This is a genomic window from Flaviflexus sp. (assembly GCF_041440645.1).
GTDB lineage: Bacteria > Actinomycetota > Actinomycetes > Actinomycetales > Actinomycetaceae > Flaviflexus.
Map to the genome: position 1 here is coordinate 15,956 of NZ_JASDVN010000011.1, position 20,262 is coordinate 36,217.

Here is a 20,262-nt window from a genome sequence, read left to right on the forward strand (position 1 = left end):
AGTCCCTCTCGGGGGGGCAGACTGCGGGGCATGAACGAACGGATTTCCCACCGGAGGGTACGAACGCAACCGCTGACCACGGTCCTCATCCGTGCATCATCGGCCGAACTCATCACCGACATTGAACGACTCGCTGTCGTGGCAGGGGTCGATACCGCCACAATCTCGCCCCAGGCTGATGCACCACCCGCGATCCTCACCCTCACGGAGGAAGCGGGAGCCACGAGGTCCGTGCTCGCCAGCTTCAATGAGCTGTTTCAACCGGAGTTCGCCGGTCAGCAGGTGTCCGTCAGCCCGCGTTCCCACCCCGCAGACCTTCTCGAGCTGTTCGTCGCGGCGGGAGCAACCCAGCGCGGCATCATCATTGGTGTCGTCGCTGCCCACGGCGGGGCGGGGGCCACGGTCTTGGCTGCCATGCTTGCCCGTCAACTCGGTCAGGAGGGAAGCGTCAGTCTCGTCGATCTTGATCCGCTCTCGGCCGGCTACGGCATTCTCCTCAGCCTCCCCGAAACAGGCAAACGCTGGGCGGACGTCACGAAGGAAAAGGGAACGCTACTCCCGGGACGGCTGGTGGACTCGCTACCACTGTGGCAGGACGTCCACGTTCTCTGCGGGGATCAGCGTGGTTCAGTCCCAGCGGACCGGACCGGCATCAACGTGGCCTCGGCGGTGTCGCAGGTCAGTTCCGTGACCGTAGCGGACCTCCCCAGGCACGCGCTGCTCAAGAGCTCACCCATACACGAGGCCGTGAGCTGGCTCGATCACCTCGTCCTCGTGACTCGCCCCGACATCGCGAGCCTCGCCCAAGCCCGAGGAACCCTCCCTCTCCTGCCATCGACGATTCCCCACACGGTTGTCATTGCCGGCGTCAAGAGCGTCGGGCAGGCGGAGGATGCTGCACACCAGCTGGAGGTGGAAACGTGTCCGCTCCGGTTTGAACGGACCTTCGACGGCGACATCGCGCACGGGATGACCCCGGGCGATCGCCTCCGATCAGGGTCCGCCCGCGACATCAGGCGGATCGCCACGAGGGTGACGGCATGAGCTCGGCCGCCCTGCAAGAGGTACGCGCCGCGGTCGTCGGGGGAGATCCGGTTGCCTCAGTGCTTGCCGGAGCGTCCCCGGATGCCATCTCCATCGCCTCTGTTGCCTCCGTCGGTCAAGGCATCCTCCAACAGCTCGAGGGCGCGGGCCCAGTCCTGCAACCGCTCCTCGAAGACCCGCTCATCACAGACGTTCTCGTCAACGGAACGGAAGGGATCTGGATCGACAGGGGCAGGGGGCTGGAACGGGTCAACCACGATTCGACAGAACTGGTGGACCCGGGTGAGGTGAGAAAGCTGGCGGTGCGGTTGGCGGCAACGTGCGGGCAGCGCCTCGATGATGCCTCCCCCATTGTTGACGGCACATTCCCGTCGGGAGTTCGCCTCCACGCCGTCCTCCCGCCACTCGCCGCCGAAGGGACCCTCATCTCGCTTCGAACCCAGCGCCCCGTCGCGCTGACCATTGATGATCTTGAGCGTTCCGGGACCGTCAATGGTGCCATGGCACAGATTGTGACGGCCATGATTAGCGCGAAGGCGAACGTCATGATCTCCGGGGCAACAGGATCGGGCAAGACCACTCTGCTCGCTGCGCTCCTCGGGCTCGTGCCCGTAGGCGAACGAATCGTCGTCATCGAAGAGTCTGCTGAACTTCATCCCACCCACCCGCACTGCGTCCACCTGCAGGTCAGACACGCCAACGTGCAGGGAACCGGCGAGGTGTCGATGAGCGACCTCGTCCGCGCCGCCATGCGCATGAGACCCGACCGGCTCGTCCTCGGGGAATGTCGCGGCGCCGAGGTCAGGGACGTGCTCGCGGCACTGAACACGGGACACGAGGGCGGTTGGGCCACCATCCACGCCAACACCGCCCAGGATGTACCTGCCCGCCTTGTGGCACTCGGTGCGCTCGCGGGAATGACAGAGGAAACGGTGGCCGCACAGGCCGCTGCCGCCCTCGATGCCGTCATCCACATCAAGAGAACCCCGGAGGGCCGCCGCATCGACCACATCTCCGTCCTGAGCCGAGTGGGACGGAATCTCGTTTCTACGACAGCGGTGAGGATGTTGGGGGAGGGACTCGATCACGGGCCCGCCTTCGAGAGGCTCGTGGGGCGTCTTGGATTGGGATCAGAGACTTCATGATCGCGGTTGTCGTGGGGATTGCCGCCGCCGCGGCGGTCCTGAGCGGAGGTTTCCCGCGCAGGCTCCCGAAACCAAAGAAGGTGCGGGCAGCGAGGCGGTCACGGTCCTTTCAGCTTCCCAAGCGGCACGACATTGACCTCGGTGTTCTCGCCTCCGAAGTGGCAACGCGCTTGCGGGCGGGCATGGGGGTGGAGCGTGCCTGGGAGCTCTCGTTGGAACGATCGGGGCTGCCTGCTCGGGTACCGACGCTTGACCGGCAAGGAACCCCGCGCATCCTCATTGAGCTCCAAAACCAGGTGGGTTTCGTGGCCGAGCTGAAGGCGTTCGTCACGGGAGCCCCGAGAATCTCTCACCTCACCCGAGTCGCGCTCCCTTCCCTGCTCGCTGCAACTCGCCTCACCTGGCAGACCGGTGCACCCATGGCAGATGTTCTTGACGAGTGCGCGGAGGGGCTAACGGAGGCAGGAGAAGCACAGTCGGCTCGCGAGATTGCGCTTCAAGGACCCAAATCGACGGCCAAAATGCTGGCCTGGTTGCCTCTCGTTGGGCTTGGGCTTGGCATCATGATGAGAGTCGATCCGCTGGGTTTTCTCCTTGGAACGGGACTCGGGCGGATCTTCCTGGTTGCGGGATTGGCGTGCGAAGTGTTGGGAATCGTAATTGTTCGCAGAATGGTCCGCACCGCGCAGACCGAGGGCGCCATTGGTAGGGCGTCATGATCTGGTTGATGGCGCTCGTAGCGCTAGCTCTCTGGTGGCCGCCACGCAGACTACCGAAACGCCGACCGGAACCGGAACCTCGCCCGCAGCCTGTCGATGAGGCCATGGTCATTGACCTGGCAACGGCACTTGTTGCATCGGGTGCATCCATTCCGTCCGCACTTGATGCGCTTGGTCGGTGCCTGCCTCCCGGCGAGGAAGCAAAGGATGTCATCCGGGCAGGAAAGTCGCTTCTCATGGGAGCGGGGTGGGACGAGGCATGGGATGGCGCCTCGGGTCGGCTCAGCAGGCTGTCGCGAGCCCTGGAGCCCGCATGGGTTGATGGTGCCCCACCGATCATCCTGCTGCGCCGCGCCGCAGCGAGCGTACGAGCGAGACGAATGAAGGACGCGCAGGAGGCGGCGGCTCGCCTCGGGGTGCGCCTCGTCATTCCACTCGGACTGTGCTTCCTCCCCGCCTTCTTCCTCCTGGGTGTCGCGCCAGTCATCATCTCCATGGGGATGGCGCTGCTCGGGTAGGAGACAGATAGTGATGAGGCCGCCACTGCCGTGGTGGCCTCAGACTGTCTGCTCTAGAAGAGCGCGACCTTGGGTGCGGGCGGGAAGATCTCGCTCAGTTCCTCAAGATCGTCCTCGGTGGCAACCCACGAGGCGGCAGCAGCATTTGCCGTGATCTGCTCCGGCTTGGTTGCGCCGGCGATGACCGAGGCGACCGGGTAGGAGGCGAGGAGGAAGCCGAAGGCGACCTCGAGTTCGGTCAGGTCCCTTGCCTGGGCAAAGTCGCGGAACCTGCGGAGCTGTTCGAAGTCGGTGGTCTTCATGAGCTGCGGCTTTGCAACGTCGAGGCGGGAACCGTCGGGTGCCTTACCGTCCGTGTACTTGCCGGTCAGGAGGCCGTTGGCGAGCGGGTAGTAGGGGACGACGCCAAGACCGAAGAAGCCGGTGGCGGGCAGAACCTCGAGCTCTGCGCGGCGGTCGAGCAGGTTGAAGTTGTTCTGGGAGGCAACGAAGCGTTCGGTTCCCAGCTCGCGGGCGAGATGCTCGGCGTGGGCGATCTGCCAGCCCGTCATGTTCGAATGTCCGAGGTAGCGGACCTTGCCCGAGGTGACGAGATCGTCGAGGGCGGTCAGGGTCTCCTCGAACGGGGTGCTGGGATCGACCGTGTGGTAGTAGTACAGGTCGATGTAGTCGGTTCCGAGGCGCTTGAGGGAGGCCTCAACTGCGCGCACGATGTAGCTACGGGAGCCACGAGCACCGAAGTCTTGGCCGTTGGCGCCCTTCATGTTCATGCCGAACTTCGTGGCAATGACAACCTCGTCGCGGTGCTTACCCAATGCCTCGCCGAGGAACTTCTCCGACAGTCCCGGCTCCATGCCGTACATGTCGGCAGTGTCGAACATCGTGATCCCGGCATCGAGTGCCGCTTCCACAACGGCACGCGTGCCTTCCAAGTTTTCTGTAGCTGAGTTCTTGCGACCGAAGTTGTTGCCACCAAGACCAATTGTTGAGACCCGGAGTCCGGAATCTCCCATGCGACGTTGTTCCATGCCTTCAGCCTAGCGACGTGTGCACAGCGCGTCACGCGTTCTGGATTCCACGGCCACGTTTCGGACCAGTGAGCGCGGCGAGCAGGAGCGAGACAGTTCTTGTGTGCCGCCCGGCACGACACATTGAAAGGAACAGACATGAATCCCGACATCACTGAATTCGACGAATTTGATCCCACATTTGATGACCCGGAAGCGGGTATGGCGACGGCCGAGTATGCCATTGGCACGGTCGCCGCCACCTCGTTCGGTGGCCTCCTCATTTGGATTCTCGATCAGCCCTGGGTGCGTGAAGCGCTGGAGAACATCTTCCGCAGCATCTTCACCATCTTCTAGGACGCAGATTCGCGTGAAGGGCCGGCCCCGCGGGGCCGGCCCGGGAAGGTTCACAAGCTGATGAATAAAGAACGACGGATCACGGGTAGCGAGCGAGGGATGGTCACGGCCGAACTTGCGATCACGATTCCCGCAGTCCTGACGGTGCTCTTTCTCGTGGTGAGTTTCGGGATGGCACTGGTGACGCAGATTCGAGTAACGGATGCTGCCCGTGAGGCGGCACGCGGGTACGCCATGGAGATGAGCTCAAGCGAGGTGCGAGAACTTGTCGCCGACCGCGCGGGTTCCGATGCCACGGTCCGCGTGGAGCAACGCGGCGAGCTCCTAACCGTCACGGTCACGTCCCCCGTGGGAGGCACCTGGTCGATGCTGGGCCTGACTGCGCAATCGTCGATGACGGCGCTGGCGGAGGCGGGATGATGGACGATCCGGAGCGCGGTTCCGGCACCGTCCTCTCCTTCTCTCTCATTGCCGTCATCAGTGCCATCGCACTTCTCATGGGCGGGCTTGCCGCGGGATTCGATTCGAAGCATCGGGCCGATAGCGCCGCAGACTTCGCGGCGCTTGCCGCGGCGGAAACCCTGCACGATCCATTCGCGCAGTCAGAACCCTGCGACGTAGCGAGATCGGTGGTGCGGGACGCGGAGATGGTGTCGTGCACGATCAAGGGTGACAGGGTCGCGGTGGAGACGCGTGCCAGTGTCCGCTTCGGCATGCTGGGAAGCATGCACCTGACCGGGAAGGCTGAGGCGGGGCCCCGTTAGGACATGTCCTCCAGCAGAGCCTTCCCGAGGATGAGGGAACCAATTTTTGAGAGCGGGGAGTTTCCGTTCCCGCACTTGGGGGATTGGATGCAGGAGGGGCAGCCCTCCCGGCAGGGGCACGATTCGAGTCGGCTCACAGTCGCCTCCAGCCACGCCCGGGCCTTGTGGAAGCCCCGCTCCGCACAACCGGCACCACCCTGGGAGGCATCGTGAATGATGATCGTGGGGCTGGCCGTCTGGAGGTGCATGGCGGTGGAGAGTCCGCCGATGTCCCAGCGGTCGCAGGTCGCGAACAGTGGGAGCATGCCGATCATGGCGTGCTCCAGACCGTGCAATGCGCCGGGCAGGATGTCGGGGGTGAGTCCAACCTCGGCGCATCGCTTCTCTGAGATCGTCCACCAGCATCCCTGCGTTGGCAGTTCCCGCAGCGGCATCTCCAACGGGGTCCGACCGAGGTAGAGCCCGTCCTTGTTGCGTCTCGTGTCGTACCCCGTGACCCGGGATGCGACAAGCACGTCACCGAAGGCGAGGGTGCCGGACTTAGTTGGGATCTCGACCTGGGTGTCGATGATGTCGACCGCGGTATCGGCGACCGCGAAGGTACGGATCTCTTCTTCCCGGTAGGGCTCCACGATGGCGCGTTCCTCGTCGAGAGACTGGACCATGTAGGGGGAACCCTGATGAATGTAGATCGCGTTGGGGTGCACCGTGGTGTCCGCCTGTGAACCAGAGACCGTTCCGAGTAGTGTGCCGGTGCAGCCCTCGATGATGGAGACTTCCTGGCCGGTACCTCGAATATCGACGAGTTCATGTGCTGAGGTCCCGAGGGCAAAGTTCCAGCGCCACTTGCCACCGCGATAGGTGAGCAGACCCGCGTCCGTGAGCTCCATGAAATGGTCCGTGTTCTCAAAACCAAAGACCGACGCGTCCTCCTCGGTGAGCGGGAGCTCTGAGGCGGCGGCGCACACGTGACCCGACACGATGTACGGGTTGGTGGGATCGAAGACCTGTGCCTCGACGGCTTGCTCGAGAAGTCCCTCAACGTTCTCGGCAAGGTACTGGTCGAGCGGATCGTCACGCGCGATGAGAACGGCTATTCCCTCGCGGGAGGAGCGTCCCGCTCGTCCCATCTGCTGACGGAACGAGGCGTGGGTGCCGGGCCACCCGGACATGACGACGGCATCGAGTCCGGAGATGTCGATGCCAAGCTCAAGTGCGTTCGTCGTTGCGAGCGCCCGGATGCTGCCGTCTCGTAGCGCTGCCTCGAGTTCGCGGCGTTCCTCCGGTAGGTAGCCGCCGCGATAGGCCGCGATCTGATGCGCAAATCTGGAGTGGCGTTCGCTGAGGTTCTCTTGGATGAGTGAGCTGATGCTCTCGGCTCCGGCTCTGGAGCGGGAGAAGACAAGGGTGGATGCTCCCGCGTCGACCGCGCGGGCCGCGACAATCGCCGACTCTTTCAGCGCCGACCTGCGTGCGGGTTCAGCCTCGGCGTCCACCACGAGGACATCGTCGTTGACGCTTGGTACTTTCTTTCCTCGCGCGATGACGAGTCGGGAGGGGCTGTGGGAGGATGTGTCGGAGTCGATGACGCTGATCTCGTCTGCGGGAATCCCGAGGAACCTGCCCGCTGTGCTGGCGGGATCGTTGGCGGTTGCGGATAGAAACACGACAGTCGGGTTGGCTCCGTAGTGGCGTGCGACGCGGAGCATGCGGCGCACAACGAGAGCGACCTGTGCTCCCATCATGCCGCGGTAGGTGTGGAACTCGTCGATGACGATGGCGGTGAGTCCGGACCACATGCGGGTCCACCTGTCGTGTCCCGCCAACATGGAGAAATGTGCGAAGTCCGGGTTGGTCAGGATGACGTTGGCGTACGCACGCGCCCACCTGCGCACTTCGGCTGGGGTATCACCGTCAACGGTGGACGGCTGGACTCGGCCTCCGGTGATGTTCACGAGTTTGGCGAGGGAATCGAGCTGATCCGCCGCAAGTGCCTTCGTTGGCGCCATGTACAAAACAGAGGGGCGCTTGCGCACGTCTGCGAGGCTCTTCGATTCGCGGTGGTGGAGGATTTGGGATACGACGGGAGCCCACACGGTCAAGGACTTGCCCGAACCGGTCCCTGTTGCAATGACGGTGTGGTGGCCGGAATGAATCGAGTTCATGCCGTCGACCTGGTGCTGCCACGGACGTTCGATCCCGTATTGGGCGAGACCGTGCGGAATATCGGGATGGATCCAGTCGGGCCAAGCGTCGCGGGTACCCTCCTGGCCAGGTGAGTTCAGGGTGCCAGCGATCTGGTCGGGGCTGAACCCGTCCACGATGGCATTCCAGATACTCATGGTCACAATGTAGCGGTTTATTTGCCCACCGAGCAGAGGCTACATCTGTGCTGGGTTATTTTGCGGGTTCCCCATGGTCCTTGAGAGCGTCGACGACGGCGATGATAAGGGCGATCGTCATGAAGATACCGATGAGGACGTAGCCCCAGAGAAACGCAACATCGTAACCGGAGGAAAGGTGAGTGAAGTAGAGGCCCGTCACGGCGGCGGTGCCGACAGCGGTGCCGATGCGCTGGCCGGTCTGCATGATGCCACCAGCGGTGCCTCCGTAGTTCGAGGGCACGTCACGCAACGTGAGGGTTTGGTTCGGGGAGGTGATCCAGCCGGCGCCAAAGCCGAGGGGGAGCACCGCGATGGAAAGAATCCAGATCGGGGCACCGTCCACGATTGCGAAGGCGGACCACACCGTGAGGATGAGACCAACGATGCTGATGCCGAGGCCGGTGACGACCAGCCACCTCCCATGCTTCATGACGAGCCTGCCACCAATGAAGGAGGTGTAGATCGAGATGAAGGAGGAGGGCAGACCGATGAGGCCCGCCATCAACGCGCTCTCGCCCGCCCCGTACTGAACGAACTGGGCGATCAGCACCCACACGGTCGTGGTGCCCGCGAAGAACACGGTGATCATGGCGGTGCCGAGAGTGAAGCCGGGGTTGCGGAACAGTGCCATGTTGACCATGGGGGAGCGGCCGCTATAGCGGTAGTGCTGCTCCCACGCGAACCAGACGATGCCAACGATGATGCCGGCGGGCGCGAACCACCAGGTATTGATGTTGTCGGACGCCATCATGAACGGGAGCATGAAGAGGAGAACCGCAGCGCCGAGGAGCAGAGCTCCGATCGGGTCCAGGTCGTGCTTGCCGTCGGAGCGCGGGGTCTTTGGGAGCCACATGACGGCGAGAATGACGGAGATGAGGGAGAGGGGAACGTTGATTCCCATCGTCCATCGCCAGCCTTCGCCCTCCGGGAACCAGCCGATGATCGCACCACCGAAAACGGGGCCGATGGCGACAGCGAAACCAACGATCGCTCCCATCATCGCGAAGGCACGAGCCCGGTCGGCGCCCCGGTAGTACTGCTGTATGATGCCGGTGGACTGAGGGTTCATGAGGCCTGCACCAACGCCCATGACCGCACGGGACAGGTTGAGCACGAGAATCGACGGGGACAGCGCCGCAACGAGTGAGGCGAGTCCGAACAGAACGGTGCCCGCGACGAAGAGGCGCTCGCGGCCGTACAGGTCACCTGCCCTGCCTGCGGCGACGAGAACGATTCCGAAGGTTAGTGAATATCCCGACAAAACCCATTGCATATCCGTCGAGGAAGCTCCCAGGCCCGCCTCCACCGACGGGAGTGCGACGTTGACGATCGACACCGCGACAAGCGCCATAAATAGCGAAGAAAGCAGGACAGTGAGGACCCGGTTACGGTCCCTTGAAGAGAGCAAAGATTCGTCAGTCACAAGATGTCACCATAACCCCGCCTCGTTCGTTTGGCACTCATTGGTGTCGTGATAGACGAGATTTCGGATAGCATACCCATACAAGGTAAGGAAATGTTAAAGAATCGGGCAGGTGAGTGTCTTGAAGACCCAGGAATTGGTGTCATTGCTTCGCAACGACCTGGCGGACTACAGCCTCGGAACCGTCATGGGGGCACTCGGGCCCGTGGGCATGGGTGGCGTCGAGCGGGAACAGCGACTTCCCGCACTCGATGCCATCGCACGCAGACCATCCCGGGTTGGGCTCCTCGCAAAACTCTTCCTGCTCGGTGCCCCGCTCACACCAGAGGAATACGAGGAAGCACTACCCTCGATCCCGTTCAACGAGGCCGTTGCCTCCGGTCTGATCGCCAAGGACTACCGCGCCACCATTGCCATCAAGCCCGTCGCCATTCCCGACCGGCACGGCGGTGGAGAGTTCCTCATTGCATCCGATCGCGGCCCGCTCCAGGGGAGGGCGCCCGAAACGGACCACGTCATGCCCGTGGGTGGAGCGACCGTGACCCTCGCCAACCTCACTCGTTTCGAGAAGGGCCAGACCGTTCTGGACCTCGGTACGGGTTGTGGCTTCCACGCACTGCTGGCGGCCAAGGCCGGTGCGCACGTTGTTGCGACCGACGTGTCGGACCGCGCCCTCGAGTTCACGAAGTTCAATGCCGCGCTTGCGGGCCTGAGCGTCGAGGTCCGCAAGGGCTCACTCTTTGAGCCCGCCCCGGAACGATTCGACCGCGTCGTGTCGAATCCTCCATTTGTCATCACTCCCGAGAAGGTGCGCCGACAGATCGGTACCTACGAGTACCGCGACGGCGGGGTGGAGGGTGATTCTCTGCTCCAGCAGATCCTTGCGAATGTTGGGGACCACCTGACCGACGATGGTGTCGCCTGGATCCTGGGCAACTGGGAGGTTGGCGCAGGCATTGGGGACGCCAACTTCGACACGGCCTGGCGGGAACCGATCTCCGGCTGGCTCGGTGACCGCAAGGCTTGGGTCGTGCTGCGCGAGGTACTCGACCCAGCCGAGTACGCCCACATGTGGCTGCGGGAGTCCCAGCTGTGCGGGGGTGCATACGACTCGGCCTTCGCCTCGTGGCTGTGGGAGATGAAGGACAACAGCTCCATTGCATTCGCGTACCTGACGATCGGGGCGCAGGACGGTGCGCAACGCCTTGAAGACTATCGGGGCCCGATTGGTGACACGTTTGTGGACGCGGCCTGGAAGGGCCTGGATTCGGCGGAACTGACCGATGAGCAGCTGCTCGCCAGCTACCTCGTGGGTCAGGGAGTGATCGAGAAGAGGCTCCACACGTCCGGTCAGCCGGACCCGTGGCACATTAGCCTCATGAGCCACGGACGGGAGATTCCCGTGAGCGTGGAAGTGGCAGGATTTGTTGGTGCCTGTGACGGCGACCTGTCGGCGAAGCAGATCCTCGGAGCGCTCGCGACTCTCCTCGACCTGGACGGTGAGTCCCTCACAGAGGCGGTTCTGCCCGTGATCCGTGAGCTTGTGGGCGCGGGAGTCCTCGCCGTCAACGGGTGATATCGTGATGCGCAGAATGGGAGCGAGTTGAACAACGGGGTCTCACTCCTTATATATTGTGCGTAGTCCCCATCGCGGAATCATCAATCGAAGGAAGTTCAGTGACCAAGCTTGTCATCGTGGAGTCTCCCGCCAAAGCGCGCACCATCGAGACTTATCTGGGTCCTGATTTTGTGGTGGAAGCTTCCGTCGGTCACATCCGAGACTTGGCTGAACCGAAAGAGCTTCCGGCCGAGATGAAGAAGGGTCCCTACGGGCGTTTCGCGGTTAATACCGAGGACGGCTTCGACCCCTATTACATCGTTGATTCGAACAAGAAGAAGACCGTGACGGAGCTCAAGAGGCTCCTGAAGGATTCCGACGAACTCTATCTGGCAACTGATGAGGACCGCGAGGGTGAGGCCATTGCCTGGCACCTTCTCCAGGTGCTCAAGCCCAAGGTGCCGGTCAAGCGCATGGTGTTCCACGAAATCACGAAGGAAGCGATCTCTCGCGCCCTCGAGAACACGCGCGAGATCGATACCCAGCTGGTCGATGCTCAGGAATCCCGCCGCATCCTCGACCGCCTCTACGGATACGAGGTCTCTCCCGTGCTGTGGCGCAAGGTTGGTGGCGGACTGTCCGCGGGCCGCGTCCAGTCGGTTGCCACAAGGCTTGTTGTGGAGAGGGAACGCGAACGCATGGCGTTTGTCGAATCCCAGTACTGGAGCGTCCAAGTCAAGGTCCGCGGTGGCGAAGAGGGCGCAGAGGAAACCTTCAAGGCACGCCTCTCCGCGGTTGACTCCCGTCCCGTCGCCCAGGGCCGCGACTTGGGTGACGACGGCAAGCTGACCGCCGCCGCGATCCGCAAGGATGTCGCCGTTCTCGACGAGGAGTCTGCCAAGGCAGTTGCCGAGTCCCTGCAGAATGCACACATTGGCGTCGAGAAGGTCGAGTCGAAGCCCTCGAAGCGTCGCCCCTCGCCGCCATTCACGACCTCCACTCTCCAGCAGGAGGCCTCCCGCAAGCTTGGGCTCAACTCTCGGCAGACCATGAGCCAGGCACAGCAGCTGTACGAAAACGGTTACATCACCTACATGCGAACCGACTCGGTCGACCTGTCGAAGGAAGCAATCTCGGCCGCCCGTAGCCAGGTGAAGGAACGCTACGGAGCGAACTACGTTCCGGACAGCCCCCGCTACTACTCGAAGAAGGCGAAGGGCGCCCAGGAGGCCCACGAGGCAATTCGTCCCGCCGGTGACAAGTTCCGCACCCCGGATCAGGTCAAGAGCTCCCTCAGCGGCATGCAGTACAAGCTGTACGAGCTGATCTGGAAGCGCACCCTGGCCTCGCAGATGGCGGACGCGAACCTTCTGACCGTGTCGATCCAGATGTCGACCGGGATCAATGCCGCAGGTTTCTCGAAGGCCAACCTGTCCGCATCCGGCACCGTCGTCACGTTCCCCGGCTTCCTCGCCGTCTATGAAGAAGGCAAGGACACGTCCCGCTATGAGGACAAGGACGGCGAATCGCGCCTTCCCGACCTCTCGGAAGGCGACATCGTTGATGTTGTGGACCCGGGTGCCGTTGCCGATGGTCACACAACCACCCCGCCCCCGCGATTCACTGACGCGTCCCTCGTGAGCAAGCTGGAAGAGCTCGGCATCGGCCGACCCTCCACCTACGCCTCCACCATCTCGGTCATCACCGATCGTGGCTATGTGGAGCGCCGTGGCCAGTCCCTCGTTCCCACGTGGGTGGCCTTCTCGGTGGTTCGCCTCCTCGAAGAGAACCTGCCCGGTTACGTCGACTACGACTTCACGGCCCAGATGGAGGAGTCCCTCGACTCCATTGCCTCCGGCAAGGTCGACCGCGTTGCTTACCTCGACTCCTTCTACCACGGCGACGACACGCACAAGGGTCTCCAGCACGAGGTTGAGAACCTGGGTGAGATCGATGCTCGCGCACTCAACACCATGACGATCGGCGACGGCATTGACCTCAGGGTCGGCAAGTTCGGTCCCTACATCGAGAAGCAGGTTGATGGCGCGGATCCGCTCCGCGCTAGCGTTCCCCAGGACCTGACCCCGGACGAGCTGACCCTCGAGAAGGCTCAGCAGCTCATCGAGCAGGGCAAGGACGACGGACGCATTCTTGGCCAGAATCCCGAGTCCGGTCTCGACATTGTTGCGAAGAATGGTCGCTTTGGTCCCTACGTGACCGAGGTGCTCCCGGAGGACGCACCCAAGTCTGCAAAGCCGAAGACTGCGTCTCTGTTCAAGAACATGGAACTCAGCACCGTCAATCTCGAGCAGGCCCTCCAGCTTCTCTCCCTCCCGAGAGAAGTGGGCAAGGACCCCGAGGGCATCGTCATCACCGCGCAGAACGGTAAGTTCGGTCCCTACCTCAAGAAAGGTTCCGATTCTCGTAGCCTCGACAGCGAGGAACAGCTTCTTACGATCACGGTCGATGAGGCCGAGGCGATCTTTGCTCAGCCCAAGCGTCGCGGACGCGCCGCGGCAGCGGCTCCGCTCAAAGAACTGGGTGAAGACCCCGTCTCCAAGAAACCCGTTGTTCTGAAGAACGGTCGCTTCGGGCACTACGTAACCGATGGTGAGATCAACGCGTCGCTACGCGTTGCCGACACCGTCGAGAACATCACCCCGGAACGCGCCTACGAGCTGCTCGAGTTGCGCCGCGAGAAGCTGAAGAACGACCCTCCGAAGAAGACTGCCGCGCGCAAGACTCCCGCCAAGAAGTCGGCTGCGACGAAGAAGGCTCCGGCCGCGAAGACCGCCACGCGCACGACAACGGCTGCGAAGAAGTCGACGGCGAAGAAAACGACCGCAAGGTCCACCAAGAGCGCGCCGGACTCGGGAGAGAACGAGTCGTGACCGGCCGGTTCATTTCCTTCGAGGGAGGTGACGGAGCGGGCAAGACCACGCAGATTGGGTTGCTCGCTGACCGCCTCCGGAACGAGGGAGTCGAGGTTGTTCTCACCCGGGAACCGGGTGGGACCGATCTGGGTGTGAAGATCCGTCAGGCGCTCCTGCACGGAGAGGACCTGTCACCGAGAACTGAGGCGCTTCTCTATGCGGCCGACAGGTCGCACCACATCGCGACCGTCGTGCGACCCGCGCTTGAGCGCGGAGCCACCGTCATCACCGACCGGTACATGGACTCCTCCATCGCCTACCAGGGCGCCGCCCGCGGCCTTGGTATCGAGACGATCACGGGTCTCAACAAGTGGGCCGCCGATGAGTTGATGCCGGATCTGACGATCCTGCTCGACCTCGACCCCGTCATCGGCGCCACTCGAATCGGCTCCGAAAAGGACCGGCTCGAGTCCGCGGGAGACGAGTTCCACGCCCAGGTGCGTAGGACCTTCCTCGAGCTGGCAGCTCGGGAACCAGAACGGTTCACGGTTGTCGATGCGAGCAGGTCACCCGAAGAGATCTCGGAAGAGATTGGTCAGGCATATGAGCGTCTTTGACGACCTGGCCGGCCAGGAAGCCGCGATCTCCGTTCTCACCAGGGCCGCAACTGCGGCACGCACGGGTGGGACCGGAATGACGCACTCCTGGCTCCTGACAGGTCCGCCCGGATCGGGTAGGTCCAATGCGGCGAAGGCTTTTGCCGCGGCTTTGGAGTGCACGGGAGAAACAGTTGGGTGTGGCGAGTGTCAGGGATGTCGCACCGTCATGTCCGATTCCCATCCCGACGTTGAAGTCCTCAGCACCGAGGCGACCACAATTTCGGTGGCTTCCGTTCGCGAACTCGTGTCCCGAGCGCAGGCCATGCCCACAGTCGGTGCGTGGCGGGTCATGATCATCAAGGAAGCCGACCGCATGGTTGAGCGCACCACGAACGTTCTGCTCAAGGCCATCGAAGAGCCCCCACCACGGACCGTGTGGATCCTGTGTACTCCCTCCCCAAGAGACGTATTGACGACCATCAGGTCCAGGTGTCGCGGCTTGAATCTTGTCATCCCTGCCGCAGAAAAGGTCGCGGAACTGCTCGTCCGCAGGGACGGTGTCGACCCCGAAACAGCTCTCGTGGCCGCTCGTGCCGCTCAGTCGCACGTTGGCGCAGCCCGCGCACTTGCTCGCGACCCGAAGGTGGGGGAGCGCAGGAAAGAAAACCTCCGTGCCGTCCATGGCATCCGATCCACGGGTGCCGCCGTGCTCGCAGCATCCGATCTCATCGACCGAGCAAAGGCTCAGGCTGAGGAACAGGGCGAGGATCGTGGCGAGCGTGAGGCGAAAGAACTGCGCCACACACTCGGTTTGGGGCCGGATGAGCCAATCCCTCCCAAGCTGAAGTCCCAGTTCAAGGCCTTGGAGACCGAACAGAAGAAGCGCGAAACCCGTCAGCTGCGGGACGCCACTGATCGGTCGCTCATCGATCTCCTCGCTTTCTATCGCGACGTCCTCACCGTCCAACTCGAGGCGGGAACGGATCTCGTAAACCCGGATTTCGAATCAGAAATCAGGGACATCGCTGGAAGTGTTTCGGCTGAGAAAACAATCTCGATCATGGATGAGATCTCGCTCGCGCGTGAGCGCATTGGAGCCAACGTTGCACCTCAGCTGGCTGTGGAAGCGATGATGGTCGCTACTCGGCGCTGAGGGGAACAATCCCCAGCCCGTTTGCGGCGTCGAAACGAAAGTGCGTTCTGGTCTAACCTGAAGAGGTGAAACGCTTCAGTGCCATCGCCGCCTCCATTGTCCTGTTCGCCGCAGCCTGTTCCTCCTCAGTACCGGGTGAAGACCTCGGTTCCGAATCCAACGGTACGGACGAGACTGCTTCCGTTCCCGAGGGGCTCGAGGACTTCTACTCCCAGGATGTGGAGTGGGGAGCATGCGAGGACTCGGGTTCAATCAACACTGAATGCACCACGGTCACGGTCCCGCTCAATTACGACAACCCGGATGGGGAGTCAATCGAGATAGCCGTGCTCAAGGCAAATGCGACGGGTGAAGCGAAGGGTTCCCTGTTTGTGAACCCGGGTGGTCCCGGAGCCTCCGGTCAGGATGTTGCTAAAAGCGCTTCCTTCTACTTCACGGAGCAGCTCCGCGAGAACTACGACATTATCGGTTTCGACCCGCGTGGCGTGGGCGATTCGGCTCCGATCGACTGCCTCCCCGATGACGAGCTTGGCATCATGCTCGACAAGTCGTACGACGATACTGATGAGGGTGAAGCCGAGTCGCTCGCGGACACCAAGGAAATCATCGCCTCCTGCAGCGAGAGCTCCGGTGGCCTCCTCGAGTTCGTCAGCACGATTGACGCCGCGAAGGACATGGACGTCATGCGGGCAGCGTTCGGTGAAGACAAGCTCGACTACTTCGGCTTCTCCTACGGCACCCACCTTGGTGGTCAGTACGCCGAACTGTTCCCCGAGAACGTTGGCCACATGGTTCTTGATGGTGCGGTTGACCCCGCCATTCCGTCCCTCGATCAGAGCTACTTCCAGGCAGTTGGATTCGAGCAGGCACTCGACGCCTACATTGACTACTGCCTTGGTGAAGAGGACTGCCCGCTCGAGGGCGACACCCCCGAGGAAGCGAAGGCGTTCCTTCAGGAGACCATTGAGGCAACGGAAGACAACCCGGTCCCGACATCGATCGAGGACCGCGTCGTCAGCCCCGGCATTTTCTACACCGGCATCGCCACCACCCTCTACTCGGAAGAGACATGGCCCTACCTGAGCCAGGCACTGGACATGCTCCTCAACCAGGATGATGGCTCGCTTATTCTGACCTTCAACGACCTCATGATCGGTCGCGACACCTTTACCGGAGAGTTCTCGGATAACTCCCTCGAGGCTCGTTGGGCCATCAACTGCATCGACTACCCGGCCGACATTGACGAAGCCGCGGTCGCAGAGAACGATGCTCGCCTCGCAGAGGACGCTCCGTTGTTTGCTCCCTACTTCCAGGGTGGAGACACGTTCTGTTCAGAGTGGCCGTTTACGGCCGATGAGGTTCCCGGACCGTTCGTTGCTGAAGGTTCCTCCGAGATCCTGGTCATCGGTACCACCGGTGATCCGGCAACCCCCTACCAGTCCTCCGTCAACCTCGCTGAGCAGCTCGAGAACGGCATTCTGCTCACCTGGGAAGGTGAAGGCCACACGGCTTACGGCACGGCAGGCCCCTGCATCGAGGACGCCGTCGATGACTACTTCATCAACGACACCATTCCTGAAGACGGTCTGGTCTGCCCCGCATAAGACAAATGCGCTGAACACGATTGCGCCCCGCTAAGCGAGGCGCAATCGTGTTCAGCGCCATATGCCACTATTTGAAATATTGGATTCAGCTTCGGTAAGCTCAATTTGCTGATATCACAGCGCCGCCTTAGCTCAGTCGGTAGAGCGATTCACTCGTAATGAATAGGTCAAGAGTTCGATTCTCTTAGGCGGCTCAAGTTGAAAGTCCCAGAAGTTTCCTCCTGGGGCTTTCTGCATGCTCGGAGCCCGTTTAGTTCTCGGTCACCTGGAAGGTGCGCTGAGTTTTCACATGTAACTTCATGAACGGTCGCTGGTTGAGTGTTTGGCAGGCCTCGCAAGTCGGTTTGAATCAAGATTGGGTGCTTTTTGGGGGCAATTTCCCCGATTTCTGCCGCAAACGCGGATAGGAAAGAACAGCGTTTCGGAATGCAAGCAAATAGCAAAGTGACGAGTCGAAAAAGTGGGACTCAGGTCCCCGTTTTGTGTGGTTATGTCGGGATTACGGTAAGTCCACATTAAGCATTTGATAGGGAAAGAATGGTGACTGGTGATGCCAGAAGTACTGGACAAGAAGGTTAGTCGCAGATCATTCATGAAGTGGTCCGGAGTGATTGGCGGTAGTGCCGCACTCGTTGGAACCGCCGCACATTTGGGAATGCCGGGCACCCAGAGCGCCGCCGCAGCGGTTGATGGCGCTGAAGGTGTCGACAAAACAGTATGGTCGGCTTGTGTTGTGAACTGTGGTTCGCGATGCCCACTGAGATTGCAGGTGAAGGACGGCACGATCGTCCGGGTCCTGCCCGACAACACGGGTGATGACACGCTCTGGAATCGCCAGATTCGTGCATGCGTTCGTGGGCGCAACATGCGGCAGAGAGTTTACAACCCTGACCGAATCAAGAAGCCCCTCAAGCGCGTTGGCGCCAAGAGGAGCGACGCAGAGTTCGAGGAGATCTCGTGGGAAGAGGCACTGGACCTCCTTGCCGAGAAGCTCCGCTACACCTACGACACGTACGGCCCCGAAGCTGTCTACAAGCAGTACGGCTCCGGCGTGTGGAACGCGCACGTTGCCAACTCCGGCGGTTGGGCGCGTCTGTTCAACCTGCTCGGCGGACACCTGAATTACTACGGCAACTACAGCTACCTGCAGATCTCCCAGTGCACCCGCTACTTCTACGGCTCCCCCGATGAACAGATCTCGAACTCGTTCGAAGACGCCGTCGAGAACTCGAAGCTCCTCGTGCTGTGGGGCAACAACCCCCTCGAGACCCGCATGTCGGGCGGCGGCATGACCTATGTGGCTACCCTGGCGAAGCAGGCAGGCCTGCGCATGATCGTCGTGGATCCCCGCTACTCGGACTCGGCTTCGGTTCTTGCCGATGACTGGATCGCGCTCCGCCCGGGAACGGATGCGGCCCTGGTGGCCGGCATGGCGCACGTGATGATCTCCGAGAACCTTCAAGACCAGGACTTCCTCGATCAGTACTGTGTTGGTTTCGATGAGGACCACATGCCAGAGGGCGCTCCCCTGAACGCTTCCTACCGTTCCTACATTGAAGGCAAGGGCGAGGACGGCATCGAGAAGACCCCTGAGTGGGCTGCCGAGATTACCGGCGTTCCCGCAGACAAGATCCGCAGGTTTGCTCGCGACGTTGCTCAGACCAAGCCTGTCAATATTGCCCAGGGTTGGGGACCGCAGCGTCACGCCAACGGCGAGAACAGCGCCAACTCCGTTTACCTGCTCGCGGCGATGACCGGCAACGTCGGCATCCCTGGCGGTGGTACCGGCGGTCGCGAAGGCTACTTCTGGCCCTACACCTCCTGGATTGACGACGGCGTGAACCCGGTGGAGACCTCGATCTCCTGCTACCGCTGGACGGATGTCATCGACCACGGGCCCGAGATGACCGCTTTGCGGGACGGTGTGCGCGGCAAGGACAAGCTCGATGTCGGCATCAAGTTCATGCTCGTGTACGGCTCCTCCATGCTCTCCAGCCAGCACGGTGACATCAACAGGACCCGCGAAATCCTAGACGATGACACGAAGTGCGAGTTCATTGTCGGCATGGACAACCAGCTCACCTCCTCGATGAAGATGTGCGACCTTGTCCTACCGGATACGACCACGTCTGAACGCTGGGACATCATCCCATCCGAATACACGGGAGACATTGCGTACGAGATCATGGCGGAACGTGCCATCGATCCGCTCTACGAGTCTCGTCCCGCCATCGAGGTCACCATGGAGCTCGCCAAGCGCCTCGGCATCGGTGATGAGTTTTCCGAAGGTAAGGAGACCTCTGAAGACTGGGCTCGCTGGGTGCAGGACAAGGTGCGCGATGAGCACCCGGGAATGTTCCCCACCTTCGACGAACTGAAGGATGAGGGCGTATTCCGTTACCGCACGCCCGAGGGCACCACGGTTGCGCTCAGGAGCTTCCGTGACGATCCGGAGGCAAACCCACTCGATACTCCCTCCGGAAAGATCGAGATCTACTCGACCCGTTTGGCTGAGCTTGCAGACACGTGGGAGTTCCCCGATCCGATTCCCGGCGACGAGATCACCCCGATCCCGGCCTACGTCGTTACCCGCGAGGGTGTCGAAGAGGCACGGACCAACGAGAAGTACCCGCTGCAGTGCATCGGTCACCACTTCAAGGGACGCACGCACTCCACGTACGGCAACCTCACGAACCTCAAGGAAGCCCACCATCAGCGCGTATGGATCAATCCGGCAGACGCTCGTGAGCGGGGCATCGAGTCCGATGACATCGTGTACGTCTACAACGACCGCGGTCGGATCTCGCTACCCGCTAACGTGACCCCGCGCATTGTCCCCGGTGTGCTCTCGGTCCCTCAGGGTGCCTGGGTGGACTTCGATGATGATGGGGTCGATCATGGCGGTGCCGTCAATATGCTCACCAGCCTCCACCCAACCCCGTTGGCGAAGGGCAATGGTCAACACACCAACCTCGTTCAGGTCGAGAAGGCATAACTCCTCACTGAGTTAGGTGACGCGTGGAGGTGGGTCGAATTACCGGCCCACCTCCGTGCATTTATCCGGCTCTTCATAATTGAGTGTGTAGCGGGCGTTTTGCGCGTCGTGGCATGAAA

16 protein-coding genes and 1 tRNA gene are annotated in these 20,262 nt (G+C 62.0%); 14 read left to right on the forward strand and 3 right to left on the reverse strand.

Annotated elements, in window-relative coordinates; genetic code table 11:
• Positions 1-30: 30 nt before the first annotated feature.
• Genes QMB98_RS01495 through QMB98_RS01510 form a run of 4 tightly spaced genes read left to right on the forward strand, consistent with a single transcriptional unit; the run spans position 31 to position 3,426 of the window.
• Positions 31-1,044, forward strand: a complete 1,014-nt coding sequence (locus QMB98_RS01495) for a hypothetical protein (RefSeq protein ID WP_371683862.1) — start codon at positions 31-33, stop codon at positions 1,042-1,044.
• Positions 1,041-2,189: a TadA family conjugal transfer-associated ATPase gene (locus QMB98_RS01500; protein ID WP_371683863.1), complete on the forward strand. Its 1,149-nt coding sequence runs from the start codon at positions 1,041-1,043 to the stop codon at positions 2,187-2,189. The genes QMB98_RS01495 and QMB98_RS01500 overlap by 4 nt, the downstream gene beginning before the upstream one ends.
• A complete protein-coding gene (locus QMB98_RS01505) occupies positions 2,186-2,908 on the forward strand; it encodes a type II secretion system F family protein (RefSeq protein ID WP_371683864.1) in 723 nt (240 codons plus the stop codon). Before QMB98_RS01500 ends, QMB98_RS01505 begins: the two co-directional genes overlap by 4 nt.
• The gene (locus QMB98_RS01510) at positions 2,905-3,426 is read left to right on the forward strand and encodes a type II secretion system F family protein (RefSeq protein WP_371683866.1); all 522 of its coding nucleotides are present in this window, start codon (positions 2,905-2,907) and stop codon (positions 3,424-3,426) included. Before QMB98_RS01505 ends, QMB98_RS01510 begins: the two co-directional genes overlap by 4 nt.
• Before the next feature lie 53 nt (positions 3,427-3,479).
• Here QMB98_RS01510 and QMB98_RS01515 read toward each other — a convergent pair whose 3' ends face one another.
• Positions 3,480-4,454 (reverse strand): aldo/keto reductase, encoded by a 975-nt coding sequence (locus QMB98_RS01515; protein ID WP_371683867.1) that lies wholly within the window; start codon positions 4,452-4,454, stop codon positions 3,480-3,482.
• A 138-nt stretch (positions 4,455-4,592) separates the two neighbouring features.
• On the opposite strand from QMB98_RS01515, the gene QMB98_RS01520 reads away from it, so the two are divergent.
• The 3 genes from QMB98_RS01520 to QMB98_RS01530 are packed head-to-tail and all read left to right on the forward strand — an operon-like array spanning position 4,593 to position 5,554.
• Complete coding sequence (locus QMB98_RS01520; protein ID WP_371683868.1) at positions 4,593-4,790, forward strand: DUF4244 domain-containing protein; 198 nt, start codon at positions 4,593-4,595, stop codon at positions 4,788-4,790.
• A 60-nt stretch (positions 4,791-4,850) separates the two neighbouring features.
• Complete coding sequence (locus tag QMB98_RS01525; protein WP_371683869.1) at positions 4,851-5,210, forward strand: TadE family type IV pilus minor pilin; 360 nt, start codon at positions 4,851-4,853, stop codon at positions 5,208-5,210.
• Positions 5,207-5,554, forward strand: coding sequence for an Rv3654c family TadE-like protein (locus tag QMB98_RS01530; RefSeq protein WP_371683870.1), 348 nt, complete (start codon positions 5,207-5,209; stop codon positions 5,552-5,554). The genes QMB98_RS01525 and QMB98_RS01530 overlap by 4 nt, the downstream gene beginning before the upstream one ends.
• On the opposite strand, the gene QMB98_RS01535 is transcribed toward QMB98_RS01530, so the two are convergent.
• Both QMB98_RS01535 and QMB98_RS01540 read right to left on the reverse strand, forming a co-directional pair.
• Positions 5,551-7,896, reverse strand: coding sequence for a DEAD/DEAH box helicase (locus tag QMB98_RS01535; RefSeq protein ID WP_371683871.1), 2,346 nt, complete (start codon positions 7,894-7,896; stop codon positions 5,551-5,553). The genes QMB98_RS01530 and QMB98_RS01535 overlap by 4 nt on opposite strands.
• A 55-nt stretch (positions 7,897-7,951) precedes the next feature.
• Positions 7,952-9,361 (reverse strand): MFS transporter, encoded by a 1,410-nt coding sequence (locus tag QMB98_RS01540; protein WP_371683873.1) that lies wholly within the window; start codon positions 9,359-9,361, stop codon positions 7,952-7,954.
• Positions 9,362-9,473: 112 nt separating this feature from the next.
• Between QMB98_RS01540 and QMB98_RS01545 the strand changes: the two genes are divergently transcribed.
• The 7 genes from QMB98_RS01545 (at position 9,474) to QMB98_RS01575 (ending at position 20,143) form a co-directional block, all read left to right on the forward strand.
• On the forward strand, positions 9,474-10,937 hold the full coding sequence (locus tag QMB98_RS01545) for a methyltransferase (RefSeq protein ID WP_371683874.1): 1,464 nt from the start codon (positions 9,474-9,476) through the stop codon (positions 10,935-10,937).
• Between the two features lie 101 nt (positions 10,938-11,038).
• The gene (gene topA, locus QMB98_RS01550; RefSeq protein ID WP_371683875.1) at positions 11,039-13,810 is read left to right on the forward strand and encodes a type I DNA topoisomerase; all 2,772 of its coding nucleotides are present in this window, start codon (positions 11,039-11,041) and stop codon (positions 13,808-13,810) included.
• Positions 13,807-14,409, forward strand: a complete 603-nt coding sequence (tmk, locus tag QMB98_RS01555) for a dTMP kinase (protein ID WP_371683876.1) — start codon at positions 13,807-13,809, stop codon at positions 14,407-14,409. The genes topA and tmk overlap by 4 nt, the downstream gene beginning before the upstream one ends.
• On the forward strand, positions 14,396-15,544 hold the full coding sequence (locus QMB98_RS01560) for a DNA polymerase III subunit delta' (RefSeq protein WP_371683877.1): 1,149 nt from the start codon (positions 14,396-14,398) through the stop codon (positions 15,542-15,544). The genes tmk and QMB98_RS01560 overlap by 14 nt, the downstream gene beginning before the upstream one ends.
• Positions 15,545-15,609: 65 nt before the next feature.
• Positions 15,610-17,148 (forward strand): alpha/beta hydrolase, encoded by a 1,539-nt coding sequence (locus QMB98_RS01565; protein ID WP_371683878.1) that lies wholly within the window; start codon positions 15,610-15,612, stop codon positions 17,146-17,148.
• Positions 17,149-17,269: 121 nt separating this feature from the next.
• Positions 17,270-17,342, forward strand: a tRNA-Thr gene (locus tag QMB98_RS01570).
• 356 nt (positions 17,343-17,698) lie between these two features.
• Entirely contained in the window at positions 17,699-20,143 is a 2,445-nt protein-coding gene (locus QMB98_RS01575; RefSeq protein ID WP_371683879.1) for a DMSO/selenate family reductase complex A subunit, read from the forward strand.
• Positions 20,144-20,262 lie beyond the last annotated feature (119 nt).